Raw genomic sequence first — 23,741 nt, 5'->3', positions numbered from 1 at the left:
TCTATGACAAATTAGTGACAGTTTCATTGCTTTTTTGCACAAATTTGCCTCTTTTTTGTTGTCTTTTTGTAATTCGAATATAACAGTTTTGATTATAGTTTAATCACGCTAGATGACAAATTATTTACAACTTTTCAATGTTGTTACACTGTCTATCATTAATTGGTCGATAAATAATCTTTTATCTCAACAATAAAAGCGTCGGCATAACGTTCAAGCTTCACATGACCCACGCCAGAGATATTCAGCATTTCGGCTCGGGTTGTCGGCAACAACAATGACATTTCTTGTAACGTCATATCGCTAAAAACGACATAAGGTGGTTTTTCTTCCTGCTCTGCAATGGCTTTACGCAAGCGCTTCAGACGACGAAATAGCGCTTTATCATGCTGTCCGCGTTCAACCACGCTTTCCATTTGCACGGTTGTACCGACCCGCGGAACCGCGAGTGTCAGCGCAATGTCGCCACGTAAAATAGGGCGCGCCTCTTCGGTGAGTACCAGGGCACTATGGCGACGAATATCTTGCACGAGCAAGCCTCGGTGAATCAGTTGGCGCAGAATCGAAACCCAATATTCTGCCGAATGATCCTGTCCGATACCAAACGTCGAAAGCTGATCATGACCAAGCTGCTTTAGTTTTTGCGTTTGGGCGCCACGTAATACTTCCACCACGTGATTGATGCCAAATTGCTGACCGGTGCGATACACACAACTGAGCGCTTTTTGCGCGTCTATCGTGCCGTCGTACTGACGCGGAGGTTGGATACAGACATCACAGTTACCGCAGTTCTTCTCGCGGTATTCATTGAAGTAATTGAGCAGCACGACTCGGCGGCAGGTTTGCGCTTCTGCGAACGAATTCATCGCTGAGAACTTTTGCTTTTCCACCCGCAATTGTGGCGTGTCATCTTGTTCATCAAGAATTTTCCAAATCCAGGCAGCATCGCTTGGATCAAAAAGCAGCAAGGCTTCGGCGGGCGCACCATCACGACCAGCACGGCCGGTTTCTTGGTAGTACGCTTCCACACTGCGGGGGATATCGTAATGAATGACAAAACGAACGTTGGGTTTATTAATACCCATCCCAAACGCCACGGTCGCTACCACTACATCGATGTCATCACGAATGAAGCCACGTAAGGTTTGCGCTCGTGTTTCATGGGGCAAACCAGCATGGTAGGGTGCGGCGCGAATACCATCGCGCATGAGTGCTTCGGCGAGCTCTTCAGTACGCTTGCGGCTGCCACAATAGATAATTCCAGACGCGCCACGTTGGCGCTTCACATATTGCAGAACCTGTACTCGAGGTTTGTATTTCTCTTGTACCAAGTAACGAATATTTGGCCGATCAAACGAGCCTTGAATCAGCTCCGGGTCGCGCAACTGCAAACGCTCGATAATGTCATGGCGAGTCACTGCATCGGCTGTCGCAGTTAGAGCTAAAACCGGCGTATTTGGCAGTCGTTCGCGAATTTGCCCCAGTTGCCCATACTCAGGCCGAAAGTCGTGACCCCATTGGGAGATACAGTGCGCCTCATCAACAGCAATAATGCTAACGTTCAACGACTGCAAACGCTGCAAAAAGCTATTTTGTAATAAACGCTCGGGTGCTAAGTACAAAACCTTAATTTGGTCGCAATTCAGCTGATGAAAGGTCTCGGCAACTTCAGGTGAACTCAGGCCACTATGAATTGCCGCGGCTGGCAACCCGACTTCACGTAAAGCGGCAACTTGGTCGTCCATTAGTGACACCAACGGCGAAATAACAATGGTCAAACCTGGAAGTAGCAATGCGGGAAGCTGGTAGCATAATGACTTGCCTGCTCCGGTCGGTAGCAGAGCTAACGTATCACGCCCTTCAAGCACGCTGGAAATGATCGCTTCTTGGCCAAATCGGAAGTCGCTATAACCGAAGATATCAGCCAGCAACGTTCGTGCTGCAGCAATGTTTGCGGGCTGATCCGCACGGACTAATTCTGCTTGCGTACCAATTTGACTCACGATTTTCCTTTACGACGTTGACTGTCAGTGGGTTGCTCTCTATTGTATGTGTCCCGACCACAGATGACCATGCAGTTATGACCCGATCAGCGATAATTGAGCAAATTTCAGCCTTTATGAATGAAAAGATCCCTTTTCAAAAAGATCTTGGCATCGAGGTAACGCAATTTAATAGTCAGCAATCGGAAGTGCGCTTTCACTGGAAAGAATCACTAATTGGTAACTCGCCCATGCAAATTCTCCATGGTGGCGTGACGGCAACTGCTCTCGACACTGCTGGTGGTGTCGTGATTATGGCAAGTGTCATCGACAAACTCAGCGACGATGCGTCCTTAGAGAAAGTCGTCGAGCGTATTTCACGCTGCGGCACAATTGATTTGCGGGTCGACTATGTGCGCCCAGGCCGCGGCCAAGAGTTTATTGCCACTGCAACCATTATTCGCTCGGGTAACAAAGTGGCCGTTGCACGCATGGAAATGCACAACGAAGACGGCATGCTCATTGCTTTTGGCACGGGCACTTATATCGTCGGTTAATTTTACATTTGACTTTGAAGAGGCAAGCCTTGACCACAGCTGACACGCAAACCCGCCAAGGTGTTCTTTTTGCTCTTGCCGCTTACGGCATTTGGGGTTTCGCTCCCATATACTTCAAAGCGGTGGCTTTCGTGCCGGCACTTGAAATTCTCACTCACCGGATTCTCTGGGCATTCTTTTTTCTGCTGGTGTTGTTGTTTGCAAGTGGCAAAATTCGCCAAGTCATGGTTGCCTTGCGGTCACCGAAACAATTACTTCTTCTGGCCCTTGCAGCTGTGCTAATCGGCTTAAATTGGCTGCTGTTTATTTGGGCTGTGGCGAATGATCATATTCTTGACGCCAGTTTGGGCTATTACATTAATCCGTTACTCAATGTCGCCATTGGCGTACTGTTCTTTGCCGAACGTCTCCGCCGGTTGCAACTGTATGCGATTGGATTAGCGATTACTGGGGTTGCGGTACAAATCATTACTTTTGGGTCGGTACCTTGGATAGCCTTAGTGCTTGCGAGCTCGTTTGCGACTTATGGCGCAATTCGTAAAAAGCTACCGTTTGACTCGCTGACGGGGCTGTTTCTTGAAGTGGTTTTACTGTTACCACTCATGCTGGTTTATTTTATTGGTTTCGCCAATAGTGACGCCAGCAACCTACTTGCCAACACCTGGCAACTGAATAGCTTGCTTGTCTTTGCTGGGATTATAACCACGGTACCCTTGTTATTTTTTACCGGTGCAGCAAAGCGGATTCGTTACTCGACGTTAGGCTTTTTCCAGTACATTGCGCCAAGTTTAATGTTTATCTTGGCGGTATTCTTGTACGGCGAACCGCTCTCCGCCGACAAGCTCATTACCTTCGTGATGATTTGGACGGCGCTAGCGCTGTATAGCTATGACGCTATGCGCACGCACCGCCAAGTCAGACAAGCGGCACGTGTTATTGCCAGCGCTGAAAAAACAAGTAGCCATTAACCATTGAGCGGCGTGAGCTTGGCGTACGCAACCATCAACCACTTGCTGCCAACGTCATCAAAGTTCACTTGAATGCGACTTTGGGCACCCGTGCCCTCGTAGTTTAATACGGTGCCCTCACCAAAGGTTTGGTGCAATACCCGCTGACCCAACTGGTAGCCTGTTTGTACGAAGGACTCGTGCGAGGCGCCAGTATGGAACCGACTACGCGTTGCTTGCGGCTGTTGCACCCGAGTTTGAACACGCACTTCTTGAATGCTTTCTGGGGGCAGCTCGGCAATAAACCGACTCGGCCGATGAAAGTTTTCTTGGCCATAAAGTCGCCGGCTTTCCGCATAGGTTAAAATGAGCTTTTCCATCGCTCGGGTCATGCCCACGTAGCACAGTCGGCGCTCTTCCTCGAGACGACCAGGCTCTCCCACTGACATTTGCGATGGGAACGTCCCTTCTTCCATGCCCGTCATAAACACCAAAGGGAACTCGAGCCCTTTCGCACTATGTAACGTCATTAACTGCACGGCGTCTTGATGAGCGTCCGCTTGCTCCTCGCCCGACTCTAAAGCCGCATGCGCAAGAAACTCAGCTAACGGCGATAAGTCCTCGTCGCCGGTCGGGGAAAAGGTTTCCGTGGCACTGACTAGTTCTTTCAAGTTTTCTACACGTGTTTCCGCTTTGTCGCTTTTTTCAGCTTCGTACATGGCTAACAAGCCACTACCTTGCAGTACTTTGTGAGTTTGTTTGCCGAGCGGCAACTCAAAACAGTCTTGGTCGAGCTGATTAATTAAATCGAGAAAACCGGCAACAGCGCTCTTTGCCCGACCACTCAGAATGGCATCGTTCACCATTGCCTGCGCTGCAAACCACATGGGTAACTGCTGACTGCGTGCATAGTCGCGAATAAGCCCCAATGAGCGCTCACCAATGCCACGGCTTGGCGTGTTCACCACCCGTTCAAAGGCTGCGTCGTCGCGGCGATTACTCAGCAAGCGCAAGTAAGCCACGGCGTCTTTGACTTCTTGCCGATCAAAGAAGCGTAAACCACCATAAATCCGATACGGAATGCTGGCGTAAAGTAGGCCTTCTTCCAGCACTCGCGACTGCGCGTTGTTGCGATATAGAATAGCGACATCACTCAATGCACCACCTTGATCACGCCAGCGCACAATTTGACTGACGATATAGCGCGCCTCGTCTTGCTCATTGAACGCCGCGTACAAAGAAATTTGCTCACCGTCATTGCCCTCAGTCCAGAGATCTTTACCAAGACGGTCACTGTTATTGGCAATCACCTGGTTCGCCGCTTTCAGGATAGTCGCCGTGGAACGATAATTTTGCTCAAGGCGAATGGTTTGCGCTTGTGGAAAGTCGCGCAAAAAATGCTGCAAGTTTTCAACTTGGGCGCCGCGCCAACCGTAAATCGACTGATCGTCATCGCCGACAATCGTCACATTATTTTGCTGACCCGCCAGTAATCGCACCCAGGCATACTGAATTTGGTTGGTGTCTTGAAACTCGTCGACCAAGATATGTCGGAAGCGGCGTTGGTAATGTTCGCGAACATGGCGATTATCACGCAGTAGTTCGTGGGCGCGCAGCAGTAACTCAGCAAAATCAACGAGTCCAGAGCGATCACAAGCCTCTTGATAGGCGGTATAAATTTGCAGCTGGGTTTTTTCGGTTGGGTCGTAGGTATCAATGTGCTGAGGCCGCAAGCCATCGTCTTTCTTGGCATTGATATACCATGCAGCTTGCTTTGCAGGCCATTGCTTGTCGTCTAAATTCAGCGCCTTGATCGTGCGTTTCAGTAACCGTTGCTGATCATCGCTATCGATAATCTGGAAATTCTGCGGTAACCCTGCATCTTGGTAATGAGCGCGCAGTAAGCGATGAGCAAGACCGTGAAACGTGCCGATCCACATGTGGCGGACATCGCGACCAAGTAACTTTTCGACCCGACCACGCATTTCTGCAGCGGCCTTGTTAGTAAACGTCACCGCTAATATCGATAGCGGAGAGGCGTTCATAACTTGAATTAGCCAAGCAATTCGGTGCACTAAGACCCGGGTTTTCCCACTACCAGCCCCAGCGAGCACTAACATGTCTTGCTCACCAGCACTCACCGCATCACGCTGGCGATCGTTGAGGCCATCGAGTAGGTAAGAAACGTCCATTCAGTTCTCCGGAGTCAAAAAGGATTGCGTTTAACGCATCATGATACTGTACAAAAAACCAGTAATCAATTTCAGCGCGCTGTTCTTACGCGGTCAACACATGTTTAGCATTTGATTAGCGCAATAAGTCTGCCAGTGCTTGCAGATCTTCAATTCGCGCCGTTGGCAGTCGGGTGGTTTGTTTTGTGTCTGCTGCAGCGTCCGTTGGACTGTACCAAACGACTTGCGCACCAAAGCCGAGTGCACCTTCAACATCACTGACCGGGTGGTCGCCAATGTGCAAAATTTGCGACGGGCGCTGCAAACTAAAGCGATCGTGAACCGCCGCAAACATGTCCGTAAACGGTTTCCCGCGCAACCCTTGGCCTGGGCGCCAAGCCGCTTGAAAGTATTGGCCTAAACCAATGCGCTGAATATCCGCATTGCCATTACTAACCGCAACGAGTGCATACTGGGTTGCTAATCGTGCGAGCAATTGGTGCACGTGCTCATCGATCGTGACTTGGTTACGCACATTGAGAAATTCTTCCATGATGTCGTCAACCAAAGCTTGTGTGGGCTCAGTTCCGAATTGCCGCAGACCATCAATGACGGCAGCTTCGCGCAGGGCCGTCATGTCACTGGCCAACTCACGATTACGACCCGCCACTTGTTCACGCAATTGTCGCCAATCCGCTGCGTTCATATGGCTGACCGCCGGCACGCGTTGGCCGATGTACTCGGCGATATGCTGCTCGGCATGCGTCATAATGGGTTTGTTATTGTAAAGTGTGTCGTCTAAATCAAAACTAATTACAGAGAACGGCTGTAACCGACGATAAAACTGCCACATAACGACCTTTCAGTTATTTAAATAAATTAAATTAAGATTTGCGCTTGGCGCGCGGATGCGCTGAGTCATAAACAGCGGCTAAACGCTGAAAATCTAAATGGGTGTAAATTTGCGTGGTGCTTAAATTTGCATGCCCTAGCATTTCTTGCACGGCACGCAAGTCTTGGCTTGTTTCTAACATATGGGTGGCAAAGCTGTGACGCAACTTGTGGGGATGAATATTCTCAAATAAACCTTGCTGAATACCCCATTTTTTTAAGCGCTGCTGCACCGAACGGTCACTCAAACGGCGCTGCTGCTTACTCAGAAATAATGCACTCTGAGCTGCCCCCGCCCACGTTTGCCGTACTTGCAACCAACGCTCAAGCCACTGCGCGGCTTCTTTGCCATACGGTACGATACGGGTTTTACTGCCTTTACCGGTTACCCGAAGCTCGCGATCAGGCTGAATATCCGCCACATTCAAGGACACTAATTCCGCTAACCGCAAACCACTGCTATAGAGCAATTCAAACATGGCGCGGTCACGTATAGCGAGTTCGTCAGTTGGGTCGATCTCTAATAATTGAATGACGGCATCGATATCAAGGTTCTTCGGCAGTCGTTTTGCAGCTTTTGGTGCTTTCACAACCTTGGCTGGGTTCGCCTGTAACTGGCCTTGCTGGACTAAAAAGTCACAGAAACTACGGAGGGCCGCTAACCGCTGATTAACTGACGAGGCGCCAGCACCTGCTCGACGCCAGTGTAAAAGTAAGTTTTCAACAGCGGCGACCGTGAGCTGCGCCCAAGTCTTGATTCCGGCTTCTTCGAGTTGACGGCAAATGAGCGTTAATTGGCGCTCATAACTCGACAAGCTGAGTGCCGCGTAACCTCGAACATCGCGTAAGTGGGTAAGAAATTTTTCGACCTCTTGCCCCAATTGCGCGCTCATTCTTGCTCTCTTGACTCATGTAACAAACGGGGTAGCAATACCCCCAGTAAATGCTGTAATTGGGTAATCAGGAGGAAATCCATGGTTGGATCAAAGTGCAATGGGTCACGGCTACCAATAGCCAACATCCCAAGCTCACCGCACTCACCAAGCAACACAAGAGCTGCGGACTTGATTTGGTCTTCGTCACGGAACAATAACTTTAATTCTTCCGCGGTTAAGCGGCCGAGGTAGACACGGTCACTTTCAAAGCGCCGCGATAGTAATTGCTTGTGGGTGTCAGCACTAAAAGTAAACTGCTCTGGCAAAGCGACCGGGCTATCGAAGAACTTCAATGCCAGTTCGGGCAAGCCAAGTTGCTCACGAAAGGTCGCTTGCAAACAAGCTTCAACTTCTGCGAGCGACTCACACTTAAATAGCTGACAGTAGAGCTCGCTGTAGCCACGAAAGATTTTTTCGTTACGCTGGGCTTGGCTCATTAACGCCGTAATCTCGTCTTCTAAGGCGGTTATTTTTTCGCGCAAAACCCGCTGCTGCCGCTCAATTAACGACACCGAGCCGTCTTGTTGATGTTTTAAGTTTAGGCGCTGCAACACGTTCGGGTAGTGCGCGAAAAAGTCTGGGTTGGCGCGCAGATAATCAGCCACCAACTCCGCATCAATTGCACTTATGTCGAGCTCCTGAGCGATTTGTTTTTCTTTGTTCATAACATCAATTGTCCATCGTAAACGTGCGTTGCCGGACCGCGCATCCATAGCGTTTCACCGGGTTGCCAGGTGATTTCCAGGGTACCTCCTGGCAATTCAATTTTGGCCGGAGAGGCCAATTTATCTTGAATAATGCCCCAAACTGCAGCGGCACATGCGCCTGTACCACACGCTTGGGTTTCCCCAACACCGCGTTCAAAAACGCGCAGCTTCGCTTCATTAGCGTTAATGATCTGCAGAAAACCAATGTTGGCACCTTCGGGAAACCGTTCGAAACTGGTTAAGAGCTTACCCACTTCGGCAACCGGCGCTGTTGCAACATCATCCACTAACATCACGCAATGAGGATTCCCCATGCTGACGGCCCCGACCAAGAACGTCTGATCATTCGCGCGCATAATGTAAGTCACTTCCTGTTTGTTCGCACGAAATGGGATTTTACTTGGTTCTAGCTGTGGCTTGCCCATGTCGACATTCACCAAGTTCTCGCCTTCTAAGCGAATTTGGATAGTGCCTTTCTTGGTGCTGACGCGAATCACACTTTTATTCGTTAGCCCCTTCATACGCACAAAGCGCCCGAAGCAACGCGCACCGTTGCCGCACTGTTCCACTTCACTCCCGTCTGCATTAAAAATGCGATAGTGGAAGTCAACATCGGGGTCATACGGTGGCTCGACCATCAGTAATTGGTCAAAACCAATGCCACGGTGTCGGTCAGCAAGTTGACTAATTTGCTCACGACTTAAAAACACGTTTTGCGTCACGTTATCAATGACGACAAAATCATTGCCTAGACCGTGCATTTTCGAAAACTGAATCAGCATAGTTATCCTTTCGGCACTAGCGTTTCGCCGCGCCAAACATCGTCCATGGTTTCGCGCGCACGGATTAAGTAGCTTTGATCACCTGCAATCAGTACTTCCGGAGGTCGTGGCCGCGAATTGTAATTAGAGCTCATAGCAAAACCATAAGCGCCCGCGCTCTTCACTGCAAGTAAATCTCCTGCGGCAACCGCGAGGCTTCGTTGTTGACCAAGAAAATCGCCGGTTTCACAAACCGGGCCGACGACGTCACCGGTAATGACAGGAGCGTCCGAAGCTCGGACATTCACAATATCATGATGTGCTTGATACAAGGATGGTCGCAATAAATCATTCATGCCAGCGTCGACCATGATGAAATGTTTAAAACCATTCGACTTTAAATACTCAACACGCGTGAGGAGTACCCCCGCATTCGCAACAATGGCTCGCCCTGGCTCAAGATACAAAGAGAGGTGTGGGTAATCTTGTAAGCGAGCTAACAGCGCCGCAATGTAGTCAGCCACCGCCGGTGGCTGCTCATCTTGATAGGTCACACCTAAACCGCCCCCCATATCAATATGACGCAAGGGAATGCCGTGTTCGGCAAGCTCATCGACCAGCCGCAACATCCGCTCCAGGGCGTCGAGAAACGGCTGCGTTTCGGTAAGTTGTGAGCCAATATGGCAATCTGCACCTACCACTTCGAGCGCTGGCAATTCTGCTGCACGTTGATACGTGCCGATGGCCTCGGCCATTGGGATACCGAATTTATTATCTTCTAGGCCGGTTGCAATGTACGGGTGGGTTTTTGCGTCCACATCGGGATTAACCCGCAGGGAAATGCGTGCGGTCTTTTTTAGCTCGGCAGCAATTGCGCTAATGCGCTCGAGTTCAGCTGCTGACTCGACATTAAATTGACCAATACCGACGTCAAGCGCATAACGAATTTCTGCATCCGATTTAGCCACACCAGAGAAAACGATGTCTTGCGCTTTGCCGCCTGCTCGCAGGACACGCGCAATTTCACCGCCAGAGACAACATCAAAGCCCGCGCCTTGTTCGGCAAGAACCTGCAAGATTGCCAAATTACTGTTGGCTTTCACTGCATAAAAGGCGCGATGAGGCGCTGGCAGTGCATGCTGGAACGCTTGCCAATTGCGAATAATTGCATGCTTTGAATAAACGTAGCATGGGGTTTGATATGTCTCAGCGATTTTCTCTAAAGAAATATCTTCCACATGGAGTACGCCATTTTTTTCCTGAAACTCTGACATGGATTACCTATTCTGCCTGACTTGTTCAACAAGTCATCTTCAATATGACTGCGAACGTAAACGTTCTTTTACTTAACTATCAGTACGATACACTGACAAATTGGATTCAGCTGGTGCGTTTTTTTCAGCAGGTTCCGGCAGGTGTAATGGACCTTTTTGGCCACAACCCACTAGAAAAATACCGTAAAGCATTACTAAAACCACTGCCCATTTTGGGGTTCTCGTGCGTTTTCTCATAAGTCACGTTACACTTGAGCTTGAAAGTTCCTTATAATCGCATTCACGTGCCAATTTGTCACCCGTTAGGAGTCGTGCATGCAAGACCATGAATACCACCAACTCGCCGATGACGTCTTACTTCACATTGAAGAAGCTGTTGAGGCACTTGAACACGTTGACATTGATTTTGAATCTGCCAGCGGAATTCTGGAACTGATTTTTCCTAATCAGACGGTCATCATCATTAACAAGCAAGAGCCGTTACACCAAATTTGGGTTGCGACCCGTGAAAACGGTCACCACTTTGAGTACCGAGACGGTCAGTGGATCGATAATCGTTTTGGCAGTGAGCTTTGGGCATTGCTCTCCGATGCAGCCACAAAGCAAGCCGGAACAGCTGTTAAGTTGACGCCTCCTTAATCGTGTTGCAGCAACCGTGCTTCACGGGCGCTGCGATCTCAGTATCGCGTTCACGCACAACCTCAGGATGAAAGGTAAACTAGTAATGAGCCAAGCGAATACCCTCACCATTGCCACTCGTAAAAGTGCCCTTGCCTTATGGCAAGCTGAGCATATTAAAGCGCGTTTAGAGTCGCTGCACCCAGGTCTGCAGGTCAAACTGCTGCCAATGAGCACCCGCGGCGACGTGATTCTCGACACGCCTTTGGCAAAAATTGGTGGTAAAGGCTTATTTGTCAAAGAGCTTGAAGTTGCCATGCTTGAGGGACATGCAGATATCGCTGTGCACTCAATGAAAGACGTGCCGGTCGAATTTCCTGAAGGCCTCGAGCTAGCCGTTATTTGTGAGCGGGAAGACCCTCGTGACGCCTTTGTGTCGAACGACTATGCGACACTGGCCGACATGCCTGCAGGGAGTATCGTTGGAACCTGCAGCTTGCGCCGTCGCTGCCAAATTGCGGAACAATTTCCGCAGTTAGTTATCAAAGACTTACGCGGTAACGTACAAACTCGTTTGCGAAAATTAGACGAAGGTGAGTTCGGTGCAATCATCCTTGCAGCATCGGGCTTGAAGCGTTTAGAGTTAGCAGACCGTATTCGCTATTTACTAAGCCCTGAAGAATCACTACCAGCGAATGGTCAGGGCGCACTCGGCATTGAGTGCCGCAGTGATGATGCGCGCGTCAAACAGCTTTTGCAGCCTCTTGAGGATCCAGCGACACGCACCTGCGTGAACGCTGAGCGCGCGATGAATCGCCGCTTACAGGGTGGTTGCCAAGTGCCAATTGGTGCTTATGCGGAATTGAAAGACGGCCAAGTCTACTTGCGCGGACTCGTTGGTGACCCTGACGGTGCTCGCGTTCTTCGCGACGAAGTCAGCGGCCCTGCAAGTGCAGCGGAAACGCTTGGTATTAACTTAGCTGAACAATTACTTGCCGCTGGGGCCGGTGAAATTTTAGCGAAAGTGTACGCAGACGCTGAATAACATGCCTTAAGGGGCATGCTAGACTAGGCAATAAAGTGAGTGCAACGGAGATTCGCATGCGTCCTGGAGTGTTATTAGTTCGTCCCGATCAACACGCAGATCCTCTCGAGCTGGAGCTGCGCGACCATGGCTATCCGGTATACCGACATGCGGTTGTCGCGATTGAGCCCGTTACTATCGCTAAGGATGAACTCACAGCGCTAGTTGCCGAGCATTGGGACGGTGTTATTGTCATTAGTCCGAATGCCGCACGCGAGTTCCATTCCCAGTTACAAGATCCCCAGCTTAACTGGCCGCAGGCGCGTGCCTACTTCACCGTGGGTCCGGGTACAGCAGAAGCATTGAGCCCCTTAGCACAACAACCCATCAGTTGGCCTGCAGGTGAACACAACTCCGAAGCTTTACTTGAATTCGCAGAGCTCGAACAGCTTGAAGGCCAAAAATGGCTACTTATTACCGGCGAAAATGGCCGCGACCTGCTGCCAGAAGCGTTACGCTCACGTGGCGCAGAAGTTAAAATATGTGCCTGTTATCGGCGTCTACCCACCACCGACGAAGTCACAACAGCCGAACAAGACTGGCACCAGCATGTGACTGTGATTATGGTTTCCAGTGCAGAGCAAGCCAAACTATTCTTTCAAGCATTGAGCACAGCGGGTCAGGAATGGGCGCGCAATTGCCATTGGATTGTGCCAACGGGGCGGATTGCTGAACAGATTAGCGAATTTAAGGTTGCCGCAGCGCAAATTCATGAAGCTCGCTCCGCGCTACCTTCAGCCCTTGTAAAAACCCTATTGACGCTGCCATCTATTGAACCGAAGGTCAAAACCGCTATGAACACTGAAAAAGAAACAACGCCCGCGACAACAGAATCACCCCGCAAGAGCCAGTCGAGTAACATTTTTACCCGGGTATTCTTAGTTCTGATTGTGGTTTCGCTTGCCGTTCTAGCCGCTGGTGGTTGGTGGGTGTGGCAACAACAGCGCTCGTTCAATGCCGCCACGCAGGCAGATATCGATGCAGTAAACCAACGCTTAACCAGTGCTGAGGTTGCGACGTCGTCAACACCGGCACAAGATCCGGCAATGATTGAAGCCGAAGTCGAGCGGATTCGTGAGTTAGTGAATGACCGCCTTGATAGCGAGCGAGCAGCACGAGAGCGCTCTTTAGAACGCCTAGCGGCGCGTCACGAAGATGCCCTTGCGACAGTGCAAGAAGGGCAAAGCCAAATGGCACGGCAGCTCACGCGTATGCACGAACAATTGCGCGCCTCAGAATTACGGCACGGCGCACAGGGCCCAGTTTTAGAAGCTTACGAGTTAGTCAACTTAGCCATTCAACGTTTAAACTTCGACTATCAGCGTAATACGGCTATCGCTTTGCTAGCTCAGGCTGAGTCTGTGTTGACCGAGTCAAACCCAGAAACCTATCAATTAGTCATTCGCCAACTGCGCAATGACCAAGAACTCTTGAATGAATTACCAGAAGTGAATACTCAGGCCATTGTGATGCAGCTTTTGCGTTTGCAAACCGCAGTTCGTGAATTACCGTTAGTCACGTCATTGCAGCCAGAAGCCGAGAAACAAAGCGACGATCGCAGCGAATTAAGTAATTGGCGCCAAAACATCGCCTCTGCTTGGGACTCATTTAGCAGCGATTTGATTAAAGTTCGCCGCCACGATGGGCTGCCGATGCATCTTGACAGTGATCAGCGTGCTTTGTTGTTTGGCCGCATTGAGCTGCAGTTACAGATAGCTCAGCAAGCCGCTTTAAATCACCATCAAGAGTACTATCAGGCGACCTTGACGGAAGTTTTGCATTACATTGACCAATACTTTGCCACCGAACAAAGCAGCGTGGTGCAGTTCCGCGCGGAAATAGTTGCACTGTTAGAATTATCGATTGAGCCTGACTATCCAAATCGGCTGTTATCGCATGCCATGCTTCGCGACTTGGTGAACGAGATGCGCGAGCAGCGTTCAGCGAACGGAGGACAATAACTCCGTGACTAAAATAATTATTCTCCTACTTATCTTTGCGCTCGGCCTGATTCTTGGGCCGTCCTGGGCGAGTGGTCAAGGTATCCTCGTTTTAATGACGCCAACGCATACTATTGAAATGAGCTTGGTCGTTGCGGCTCTGCTGTTAGTCGCCGGTTTGCTTGTGCTGTGGTTACTTGAGATTCTCTTTCGCAGTGTCTTTAAAGGCAAGCGAACGGGCGCGCGCTGGTTTCGCGGTCGCAAGCAACGTAAAGCTCAAAAGCAGTTCAATCAAGCACTTCACGCTTGGTTGCTGAAAGATTATGAGACGGCAGCTAAACTTGCTGAGGCGGCAGCGCCAGCCTTACCGCAACCGCAAGACGCCTACCTATTAGCTGCAACCGCTTGGCAAGCAGTGCATAACCAAGCGGAGCAACAACGTTTGTTAGAACTTGCGCAACTTGGTGACAGCAAAGATTTAGCCGTGCAACTGGCCTTGCTCGATAACACCAAAGATCCAACCAAAGCGCTCGCGTTAGCAAAAGATCTGTTAGCGCGCGAACCCAAAAATAGGGCGGTGTTGCGAACGGCTGCGATCAGCTTGTATCAGCACGGTCATCTACAAACTTTACGTGGTTTACTTGCGGATCTCGAGAATCGCCAAGCATTGCCACGCGCATTGTTAGCAGAATATATCCGCGCTTGCTATCGGGCCTATTTCACCAGTGCCGGCGCTGAATCTGCAACTTTAAAAACCCGTTGGCAAGAGCTGCCAAAGAAACTGCGTCGATCGACTCCAGTCCGTTTAGCGTATCTCGATGTATTAATGAAATCAGGCTATGGTGCCGCTGCCGCAAAAGTGGCCGCACGTGGTATTCAGCATAATGTGCTCACCGCGAGTGACTTGCTGCTATACAATGCCAACGATTGGCGGGAAGTGGCTCCGCTCCGTGAAGAGACCGAAAAACAAATTAAAGCCCACCCCGAGCACCCAAATTGGGTCTTGTTGTTGGCTATCCTAGCCATTCAAGAGGGCGATTATTCATTAGCAGAGCGAGCGGCTCAGCAAGCAATACGCTTGAAAGGTGAGCGCATTGCTTATCGCACACTTGGTGATGCTTTAAGTGCAAGCGGCCAAACCGACGCGGCATTAACTGCCTACCGTCGAGCAGCGCAGATGAAATAAGAGGAACCATGAGGTATTTTACGAGACGCAATATGCCGTATCGGCTCGTAAACATTAGTTCATTCACTGGACTAATCATCGCCTCGTGGCTACTAGCTTTCTTCACTGCGTCTCCTGCCATTGCCGAAACTCCTCCACAACTGTTCGTGACCATCGAGGGTGTGAACGGCCGAGAAGCCACCAATGTCCGCAACTTACTTGGTATTCATGCGTATCATCGTCAAAATGCGCCTGGTGCTAGCCGTGTGCGCTTTCTCCACAATCGCGCCGAACGCGATATATTTCGTGCTCTTACGCCTTATGGTTATTACCGAATTGAGGTCGACAGCAGCCTCGAGCAACGGGATGGTGATTGGCATGCGCATTACCGCATTCAACCCGGACAACCGATTCCAATTGGCCAAGTCAACATTGAGTTTCGGGGTGATGCGGCGAACGACCCGCAGTTTACGCAATTGCGTCAGTCATTAGCTTTGCGCTCAGGCGCGCGTTTACGCCACAGTGAATATGAGGCAAGCAAGTCACGCATTCGCAACCTAGCAGCCGAGCGTGGTTATTATCAAGCCCGTTTTGTGGAACAAGAATTGCGGATCGACCTTGACCGTTACCAAGCCGATATTCATCTTATTTTTGACTCCGGTCCGCGCTATCGCTTTGGCGAAGTGCGCATTAGTGAGGGACATCTCGACGAAGATGTCATGCGCCGCTTTATCGGCTTTGAAAGTGGCGATTTAATCACGAGTAATGAGCTGCTCATGCTGCAACTCGGCATGTCGGACAGCGACTACTTTAGTCGTGTCGAAGTACAGCCGCTTTGGGGGGAAGCCGACGAAGACTTTCAAGTGCCAGTAGTTGTTGAGTATGAACCCAACCAAAGAACCTTTTATCAAACCGGTTTTGGTTACGGTACCGATACCGGTCCACGGATTAGTTTTGAACAAAACCGTCGTTGGGTAAATACACGTGGTCATCGTTATCAAGGTTTAGTGCAGCTTTCTGAAATTAAAACGAATGTTGGGGCAAGTTACATTATTCCTGGCCAACGTCCACAAACCGATCAATATGCTATCCGCGGTGCATGGGTTGACGAGAATACGAGTAATACGCGTTCTGAACGACTAACCCTTGGTGTTAGTTGGCAAAAGCAATTGACCCGCACGCAACGGATTGTCGCGCTCGACTGGCTTGATGAGCGTGACCGCATTGATGGTGAGCGACGCAATAGCGAGTTCCTCTTGCCGAGTGTTCAGTGGAGCCGAGTTCATGCTGAGAATCGCCTCAACGTCTCTGACGGCTTTCGTCTCAGTTTAACTTTGCGCGGTGCTGCCGAAAGTTTGCTCTCAGATACCGACTTTAGTCAGGCTCACTTGGCGGCCAAAACCGTCATCCGGCTCTCCGACCGAGTTCGCTTTTTAACCCGAGGAGATCTCGGCATCTCGGCTTCCGAGGACTTCAGTAAGGTGCCCACCTCGCTCCGTTTCTATGCCGGTGGTGACACGAGTATTCGTGGTTACGGCTATCGGTCGATCGGTCCGCGCAACGAGCTTGGTGAAGTACTTGGCGCTCGTCACCTTCTCGTCGGTAGTGTTGAGTTTGATTATGAATTTCGCCCCAATATGCGCTGGGCTGTCTTTTTAGACAGCGGTAATGCCTTCAATGATATTACTGAACCAATGCGCACCGGCGCCGGCATTGGCTATCGTTGGCAAAGCCCCATTGGCCCCATTCGTGTCGATTTAGCCCATGGGTTTTCATACCCTGGGGATCGCATTCGACTGCATTTAACCATAGGACCGGACTTATAATGAGCGCGTTGACACAAAACCTGCAAAGGATAAGACGTTGGCTACTGCGCACTGTTTATGCGCTGTTTGCCCTCGTTTTAGTCATTGCAACTGTGTTAACCGTGTTATTAACCTCACAAACCGGAACTCGTATCACTTTCGCGGTTGGGAGTTCCTTTGTACCGGGTGAGTTAAACTACCAACGCGTTGAAGGTGTGCTGTTACGTGATTTCACGATATATGACGCAGAGCTAACGCTGGAGCTCGAAAATGCTGATCCGGTGACACTTTCGTTTGAACGCTTTAATTTGCGCTGGCGGCCTTGGGAGCTACTTGATAAGCAGCTACATATCCGCAATATCGACTTAACCAACGCAGTGCTACAGTTGCCGAGTAGCGAGGAAGACGTCGTTAGTGAATCCGAACTATTCCCGATTGAGCTACCGGAGATCATCTTCCCTCTCCAAGTACGCGTTGACCAATCTCGCATTGATAACTTTACCGTGCTTACAGGTGACAATCGTATCGAGGTAACTCGAGCTCAGTTGCGCGCGCGTACACGCGGCGATGCACTGCACATTCATAGTGCGAGCGTGACATTGCCAGATTTACACGTGCAATTACATGGGCAAATCACACCTCAAGGAGACTATCCGTTTCGCCTCGATAACTTGGTACGTTTTGAGTTACCAAATTACGGCTACACCACAGTTACTGGACAACTTTCCGGCTCACGAGAGGTTGTGCAATTACAACAACTGATTAGTGGGTTCGTGACTTCAGAATTGAACCTCGAAGTGCGTCAGCCCTTGACCGCTGACCTCACTTGGCAAGGTGAAATCCGTGCCATGCAAAGTCAGGCAGGTGCGATTATACCGGAGCTCGATTGGGCCAGATTGGAACTTCAGGGTGAGGGATCGCTTAGTCATATTGCTGGCGAGTTCAGTGTTCAAGCACAACATCAAGAGTTTGGCGAAGTTGTTATTAACAGCCAAGCTCAGTATCGCGACCTCAGTGCAAGTTTAGATACCTTGTTCATTCGTGCAGAACAACTTGGTTTACTGCTCGACTGGCAAGGTGAAGCTGAGTTAACCCCAGGCGCGACCAGCGACGATCCAATAGCTATCAGTTTGGATATGGGCGGGCCGCTGCAGTATCAGGACTATATTAACGCTGACGTCCAAATCAATTTCCGTGGTAGCAATGAACATGCGGATATCCTCCGGTTTCATGCACAACAAGAGGAGTTTCGTTTCACGGTAGCAGGCAATGCAGACTGGCGTGACATCCCATCTTGGAATCTCTCCCTCATCGTTGATCCGGTTGACGTCGGCTTTTATCTTCCCGAGTTTCCGGGTTTTGCCTCTATCGAGTTGGTCAGCGAAGGAACTTGGGGTGAAGAGCCTGACCTGCACATTGATATTGCAACATTAAGCGCCGACCTACTCGACAAACGTTTACAAGGCGCTGGCGATATTCGTCTGCGCGGTTCGCAAGTCGATCTTAGTGATATTGCACTACAATGGGGTGAATCTACTGTACGGCTTAATAGCGAAATCAATTTATCCACTGGGGTCGTCCAAGCGACGCTTCATGGCGAAAACCTAGAATGGGAGGAATGGGCAATTAATGAATTGGCTGTCTCTGATCTAGCTCTCCAGTGGGATTTTGAAACGCTGCCAACCGGCCAAATCAAGCTTGCCGGCCTGACCCAACATCAGCAAACACTAGTCGAGCAGCTTGCGGTTGAATTAACGCAAGGCTCAGGTCAACCGCATCAAGTCGACGTTCAATTGCAGGTTCCAGAGACGGAACTGGTCTTTGTCGCTAGTGGGGAGTGGCTCGATCAGGTATGGCGCGGCAGTATCAATGATATTCAAATCAATCATGACGAGTTTGGGCGCTATCGTCTTGACCGCCCTGGCCGCGGACGCTTTGGCAGTGATCGAATTGATTTAGCTGAGATTTGCATTAATCACAGCGAACGGGCTGCAGGCGTTTGTATCGGTGCTGACTGGGATTTAAACCGTCAACTAGGGCAGATGAACCTGAATGCCGAACAATTGCAGCTCGAGTTGATTCAAGCCTTCTTGCCGGACATTGTTGAGCTAGAAGGGGAAGTCAGTGCATTTCTTGCTCTCCTTTTACAACCGGATCAGGTCGACATTGAAGGCTCGGTAACGCTCTCAGATTCAGTCGTCCGGGTACCCCAGCAAGATATTGAAGTGGCACTAGCTGCAGGCGAAATACTCCAAATTCGTGGCGATGAGCGGTTTATTCAGAGCCAAGTGAATTTGCGCACTCGTAACCCCGAAGGTGAAGTCAGTGGTGAGATTGTTGTCCATGATTTCCTGCAACAAAGTCGTCTCGAAGGTCAGCTGAATATTGCTTTACCTGATCTCGGCTTTGTTTCTTTAATGCTTCCTCAGTTACAAGGCGTCGAAGGTCAACTTACTGGTGATCTGCTCATAGGCGGAAGCCTGCAACAACCGGTGCTGCAAGGTGAGCTAAGTCTTGCAGATGCGGCCGGAGAAATCCCTGCTGCTGGGGTAGCCGTGAATAATCTCAACGTCAATATTGTTGCACCTGGCGACTTGAACGAGCCATTCTCACTGACTGCGAATGCTCGCTCGGGCGACGGTCATGTGGAAGTGACTGGTTCCTATTATTTACTCGACCAAGTTGGTCGTTTAGAGGTCCGTGGTGAGCAGTTTTTAGCAATCCAAACTCGCGATATTCGCGTTGTCATTACGCCAAATCTTGAACTGAATTACAGCCCAGATTCGATTGTCGTGCGCGGCGATGTAACCATACCTTCAGCGCTGATTTCGCCACCCGACTTCGAAACGATCGATACGGCATCGCGAGATACCGTTATCATTGCCAATGAAGAAACGGTGTTTCGTCTCGATGATGACATCTTACCGATAGACGCCAATGTCCAAGTGACACTCGGTAATGACGTCCGCGTCGAGGCCTTCGGATTTGCAGGTCAGTTAACCGGTCGATTACGAATTATTGAAGCACCAAATCAACCCACCTCTGCCGTCGGGAATATCAATGTCGCCACGGGTCGCTATGAGATTTTCGGTCAACCGTTAGATATTGAGCGCGGCAATTTAATTTTCACTGGCGGAGCAGTAGATAATCCAGGGTTAGACTTGCGTGTCACTCGTGCCATCGACACCGAAAATGTGACTGTCGGTGCGCGCATTGGTGGCTCGTTGCGCGAGCCAAATGTAAACTTCTTCTCAAACCCAGCCATGCAAGACAGTATGATTTTGTCTTATTTAATTCTCGGCCGGGCACCTGGCGAGGGCTCTGGGGAACAAAGCCTATACGCACAAGCTGCACTTGCCTTAGGGATGCGCGGTGGTAACTTTATCGGCGAGCAACTTGGTCAAGCCATTGGTGTCGACGAGATCATGCTCGACTCAACCGGCGAAAATATGGAAAACGCCGCTTTGTACATCGGTAAACATCTATCATCGCGACTGTATATACGCTATGGCATCGGCCTCGTCGAGCCAGTCAATACCTTCTTTATTCGTTACCGTTTGCGCGATAATCTCAACTTTGAATCACGCTCGGACGGTGAGCATAGCGGCGCCGATATTTTCTATACCATTGAGCGTTAAGCCCGTTAAGGGTTGCAGGGTTTTCCCGAAGGGGAGTCGCACATAAAAAAACACCAGCCTAGAGCTGGTGTTTTTATAGCGTCACAGTCAAACACAATTAATGCTGATGCTCACCGTCTTCGTCAACGATCACGCCACATGCAATACGGGCGCCGGCATTGCCAACTGGTTGCGAAGTTAAATCATCTGGCTGTGCATGCACAATAACCGCTTTACCGACAATACTGTTCGGGCCTGACAGCTCGAGTTTATGGTCAACCCATTCTAAATGAGCCATACCTGTTTCATCGGCTTGAAGATTACCAAGGTCACCAACATGGCGTTCATCACTTTCAGGTCCACCATGGTCAGCGCCGTGTGGATTAAAGTGACCTCCGGCTGAGGTTGCGTCTGGTGCAGAGCAGTCACCAAATTCATGCACATGGAAGCCATGCACACCATTGGCAGACAAGCCTTCAACATGCGCTAACACGAAAACGCCTTCGTCGGTCGGCTGAAACATCACGTAACCATGGATGTTGTCATTACCTTCGGTGCCATGCAACATGGCTGCAAACGCGCCCGATGTATCTGGCCGTTCATAGCTCGCATGATGTTCATGCACTGCATGATCTTCTCGCTCAGCATAACCTTCGGCGGCAGCACTATGTTCGCCGTGCGTACCAGTATCACCACCACATGCAGCTAAAAAAACTGCCGCAGAAGCGGCAGTTATAAGTGTTTTATAATTCATGCCCTTCCTCCTATGTTAGGAAGAAAGCTTACCATGAACTGGGCTGATCGCCATAGGTTGTTGACGAATTCGCGCTTTTTTTAACTTTTGCAGCACAGCCGCAGGCATGCCTTTTGGCAACTGAACGGTTGTGTGAGTCGCAAATAATTGGATCTCACCAATGTAACGCGAGTCTAAATCAGCTTCATTGGCAATTGCACCAACCACGTCGCCTGGACGCGCACCGTGTTCGGTACCTACCGCAAGACGGTATGTGTCAAACTCGATGTTACTAGCACGGCGTGCTTTTTTCTCACCACGCGGCTTGTCAGCGCGGCTACGCTCAGGGCGATCACCGCGGCTGCGGCTATCACGTGCATCACGGCCACGACGCTCACCACGGTCATTACGGTCACGGCTTTGGCGCTCTTCGCGGTCAAACTTCGGCTTTGGTTCTTCTTTCACGATCAACGGACGAGAAAGTTGGAATTCATGCAACAATGCTGCCGCTAAATCTTCAACGCTCATTTCCGTCGACTCGGTCATTTGTTTGACCAAAGACTTCATTGAATCCATGTCACATTTCTCTGCAACTTCAACTAGCTTTGTTTGTGCTTGCTGAATACGGAACTTCGTTAACTCACGACCTTGCGGGACTTGAACCATCTCGATGGTACCGTTAGTTGCACGCTCGTAACGTTTCAACAAGTGCATTTCACGCGGGCGGGCAAACAAGATTGCTTCGCCTGAGCGACCAGCACGACCAGTACGGCCGATACGGTGGACATAAGACTCAGCGTCTTGTGGTAAGTCATAGTTAAATACGTGTGAAACACCTGGGACGTCCAAACCACGAGCAACAACGTCTGTCGCCACAAGAATGCGAATTTGACCTGCTTTCAGCTGGCTAACCGTCGCTTCACGTTGGTCTTGGCTCATGTCACCATTTAAACCAGCTGCTTTGAAGCCTTGCTCCCGTAAGAACGCTGATACCGTCAAGGTGTCGTTCCGCGTACGTACGAACACTAATGCGAGCTGATAGTCACAAGTTTCGAGGAGACGGACTAAACCCGCGTCCTTCGTCATTCCTTGAACTTTCCAAGCTTTCTGAGCAATATTTGCTTTGGTTTGCTGGGTCGATTCAATTTTCACATGCACTGAGTCTGCTAAGAATTTCTGTGCGATTTTCTTAATTTGCGGTGGCATGGTTGCTGAGAATAAAGCACGTTGTGCGCTCGCTGGAACCTGTTCCATGATCCACTCGATATCATCGATGAAGCCCATGTTCAGCATTTCGTCAGCTTCATCAAGTACGGCCATCTTCAGGCTGCCAAGATCCAACGTACCTTTACGGACGTGGTCCATTAAACGACCTGGAGTACCAACCACAACTTGTGCGCCGCCGCGGAGTAGTTTAATTTGCGGGCCATAAGCTGAGCCGCCGTAAACGGTCGCAACAGTTAGGCCTTTCATGTACTTACCCATAGCTTCAATCGATTCAGCAACCTGAATCGCTAACTCTCGAGTTGGCGCTACTACTAATAGTTGAGCTCCACGCACGCGTGTATCGATATTTGCTAAAGCAGGTAAACCGAACGCAGCAGTTTTGCCGGTACCAGTTTGGGCTTCGCCAAGTACGTTTTGTTTTTCCAACAACGCAGGAATCGCCTGCTGCTGGATAGGAGTAGGGGTGTCGAACCCAAGTTCTTGGATTCCACGTAAAATTGATTCAGGTAATTCTAAAGCCGAAAAAGTATTAAATTCAGACATATTTGTCCCACTATCTAAGCTCCACCGATATTGGCGGAAACATATAAAATAATCAGACTCGGTAAACAGCTCGCACTCAACTCTCGTGAACTCGTCACGACAGATCAATTCAGCAATATACAATTGCACACAAACACCTTTTCAGTGTTTGATGACTCTCATTGCTCGTTAGCGATGGTAGACCAAGGCTGGGCATTGGCGTTTTCTTTGGTAGAAAACACAACCGACAACTGCCCCTTAGACCCTGTTCTCAAGTGAACGGACATAGCGTTTCGCTATATCGTTTTTAGCGTTGTCAGGCATTTAAAGCCTGCAAGATAGGGGACCACTGTCAATCTTTTTGCTTAGCTTTCACTAAACAGGCGCGGAGTATAACAGCTTTTTTCAAAAAGTATTGTTGTTTGTTTGTTATACACCCGCATAATTCCATTTTTACGCGAGCCGAAACGAAAAAAGCCCTTCGCATAATAGCGAAGGGCTTTTCCGTATTAGGTGCCTGGCGGTTTGCCAGGGACTCGCAGAGCTCGTCCCGCTCAGCAGGCGAAAGCACAAACTGTTGTGCTTTCGAATTCCCTGCTTCGCCCTACTCGAGAGTAGGCCACCTTTTTCATCGTCCATATGCAAAAAGGCCACCCATACGGGTGGCCTTTCTGACTAATTAGGTGCCTGGCGGTGTCCTACTCTCACATGGGGAGGCCCCACACTACCATCGGCGCTGACATGTTTCACTTCTGAGTTCGGAATGGATTCAGGTGGTTCCACGTCGCTATGGCCGCCAGACGAA

The 23,741-nt window shown here is 50.0% G+C and carries 18 protein-coding genes and 1 rRNA gene; 8 read left to right on the top strand and 11 right to left on the bottom strand.

Going from position 1 to position 23,741, the window contains the following annotated elements:
• Positions 1-158: 158 nt before the first annotated feature.
• Complete coding sequence (recQ, locus tag CWE06_RS09530) at positions 159-1,994, bottom strand: DNA helicase RecQ (RefSeq protein WP_241972537.1); 1,836 nt, start codon at positions 1,992-1,994, stop codon at positions 159-161.
• An 86-nt stretch (positions 1,995-2,080) separates the two neighbouring features.
• Between recQ and CWE06_RS09525 the strand changes: the two genes are divergently transcribed.
• The gene (locus CWE06_RS09525; protein ID WP_126793516.1) at positions 2,081-2,539 is read left to right on the top strand and encodes a thioesterase family protein; all 459 of its coding nucleotides are present in this window, start codon (positions 2,081-2,083) and stop codon (positions 2,537-2,539) included.
• Between the two features lie 29 nt (positions 2,540-2,568).
• Positions 2,569-3,507 (top strand): EamA family transporter RarD, encoded by a 939-nt coding sequence (gene rarD / locus CWE06_RS09520; RefSeq protein ID WP_126793514.1) that lies wholly within the window; start codon positions 2,569-2,571, stop codon positions 3,505-3,507.
• Here the strand turns inward: rarD and uvrD are convergent.
• From uvrD to lptM, 7 genes are all read right to left on the bottom strand, one after another.
• The gene (gene uvrD, locus CWE06_RS09515) at positions 3,504-5,678 is read right to left on the bottom strand and encodes a DNA helicase II (RefSeq protein ID WP_126793512.1); all 2,175 of its coding nucleotides are present in this window, start codon (positions 5,676-5,678) and stop codon (positions 3,504-3,506) included. The two genes, rarD and uvrD, sit on opposite strands and share 4 nt — an antisense overlap.
• A 115-nt stretch (positions 5,679-5,793) precedes the next feature.
• A complete protein-coding gene (locus tag CWE06_RS09510) occupies positions 5,794-6,510 on the bottom strand; it encodes an HAD-IA family hydrolase (protein WP_126793510.1) in 717 nt (238 codons plus the stop codon).
• A 31-nt stretch (positions 6,511-6,541) separates the two neighbouring features.
• Positions 6,542-7,441 (bottom strand): tyrosine recombinase XerC, encoded by a 900-nt coding sequence (gene xerC, locus CWE06_RS09505; protein WP_126793508.1) that lies wholly within the window; start codon positions 7,439-7,441, stop codon positions 6,542-6,544.
• Entirely contained in the window at positions 7,438-8,148 is a 711-nt protein-coding gene (locus CWE06_RS09500; RefSeq protein ID WP_126793506.1) for a DUF484 family protein, read from the bottom strand. The genes xerC and CWE06_RS09500 overlap by 4 nt, the downstream gene beginning before the upstream one ends.
• Positions 8,145-8,972, bottom strand: a complete 828-nt coding sequence (gene dapF / locus CWE06_RS09495; protein ID WP_133307000.1) for a diaminopimelate epimerase — start codon at positions 8,970-8,972, stop codon at positions 8,145-8,147. Before dapF ends, CWE06_RS09500 begins: the two co-directional genes overlap by 4 nt.
• Before the next feature lie 2 nt (positions 8,973-8,974).
• Positions 8,975-10,225 (bottom strand): diaminopimelate decarboxylase, encoded by a 1,251-nt coding sequence (gene lysA, locus CWE06_RS09490; protein ID WP_126793504.1) that lies wholly within the window; start codon positions 10,223-10,225, stop codon positions 8,975-8,977.
• 72 nt (positions 10,226-10,297) lie between these two features.
• Complete coding sequence (gene lptM, locus CWE06_RS12650) at positions 10,298-10,462, bottom strand: LPS translocon maturation chaperone LptM (protein WP_126793502.1); 165 nt, start codon at positions 10,460-10,462, stop codon at positions 10,298-10,300.
• A 78-nt stretch (positions 10,463-10,540) separates the two neighbouring features.
• Between lptM and cyaY the strand changes: the two genes are divergently transcribed.
• The 6 genes from cyaY (at position 10,541) to CWE06_RS09455 (ending at position 20,475) form a co-directional block, all read left to right on the top strand.
• Positions 10,541-10,864 (top strand): iron donor protein CyaY, encoded by a 324-nt coding sequence (gene cyaY / locus CWE06_RS09480; RefSeq protein ID WP_126793500.1) that lies wholly within the window; start codon positions 10,541-10,543, stop codon positions 10,862-10,864.
• 85 nt (positions 10,865-10,949) lie between these two features.
• A complete protein-coding gene (gene hemC, locus CWE06_RS09475; RefSeq protein WP_126793498.1) occupies positions 10,950-11,888 on the top strand; it encodes a hydroxymethylbilane synthase in 939 nt (312 codons plus the stop codon).
• Between the two features lie 35 nt (positions 11,889-11,923).
• A complete protein-coding gene (locus CWE06_RS09470) occupies positions 11,924-13,888 on the top strand; it encodes a uroporphyrinogen-III synthase (protein WP_126793496.1) in 1,965 nt (654 codons plus the stop codon).
• Positions 13,889-13,892: 4 nt separating this feature from the next.
• Positions 13,893-15,053, top strand: coding sequence for a heme biosynthesis protein HemY (locus CWE06_RS09465; RefSeq protein WP_126793494.1), 1,161 nt, complete (start codon positions 13,893-13,895; stop codon positions 15,051-15,053).
• A gap of 8 nt (positions 15,054-15,061) precedes the next feature.
• The gene (locus CWE06_RS09460) at positions 15,062-16,858 is read left to right on the top strand and encodes an autotransporter assembly complex protein TamA (RefSeq protein WP_126793492.1); all 1,797 of its coding nucleotides are present in this window, start codon (positions 15,062-15,064) and stop codon (positions 16,856-16,858) included.
• Complete coding sequence (locus CWE06_RS09455; RefSeq protein ID WP_126793490.1) at positions 16,858-20,475, top strand: translocation/assembly module TamB domain-containing protein; 3,618 nt, start codon at positions 16,858-16,860, stop codon at positions 20,473-20,475. The genes CWE06_RS09460 and CWE06_RS09455 overlap by 1 nt, the downstream gene beginning before the upstream one ends.
• Positions 20,476-20,572: 97 nt before the next feature.
• Here the strand turns inward: CWE06_RS09455 and CWE06_RS09450 are convergent, their stop codons facing one another.
• From CWE06_RS09450 to rrf, 3 genes are all read right to left on the bottom strand, one after another.
• Positions 20,573-21,208, bottom strand: coding sequence for a superoxide dismutase family protein (locus tag CWE06_RS09450; protein WP_126793488.1), 636 nt, complete (start codon positions 21,206-21,208; stop codon positions 20,573-20,575).
• A 15-nt stretch (positions 21,209-21,223) separates the two neighbouring features.
• On the bottom strand, positions 21,224-22,957 hold the full coding sequence (locus tag CWE06_RS09445) for a DEAD/DEAH box helicase (protein ID WP_126793486.1): 1,734 nt from the start codon (positions 22,955-22,957) through the stop codon (positions 21,224-21,226).
• 664 nt (positions 22,958-23,621) lie between these two features.
• Positions 23,622-23,737 (bottom strand): 5S ribosomal RNA (gene rrf, locus CWE06_RS09440).
• Between the last annotated feature and the right edge of the window lie 4 nt (positions 23,738-23,741).

This window comes from Aliidiomarina haloalkalitolerans (genome assembly GCF_003987315.1).
Classification (GTDB): domain Bacteria; phylum Pseudomonadota; class Gammaproteobacteria; order Enterobacterales; family Alteromonadaceae; genus Aliidiomarina; species Aliidiomarina haloalkalitolerans.
This window is presented reverse-complemented; position numbering and strand designations above follow the sequence as displayed.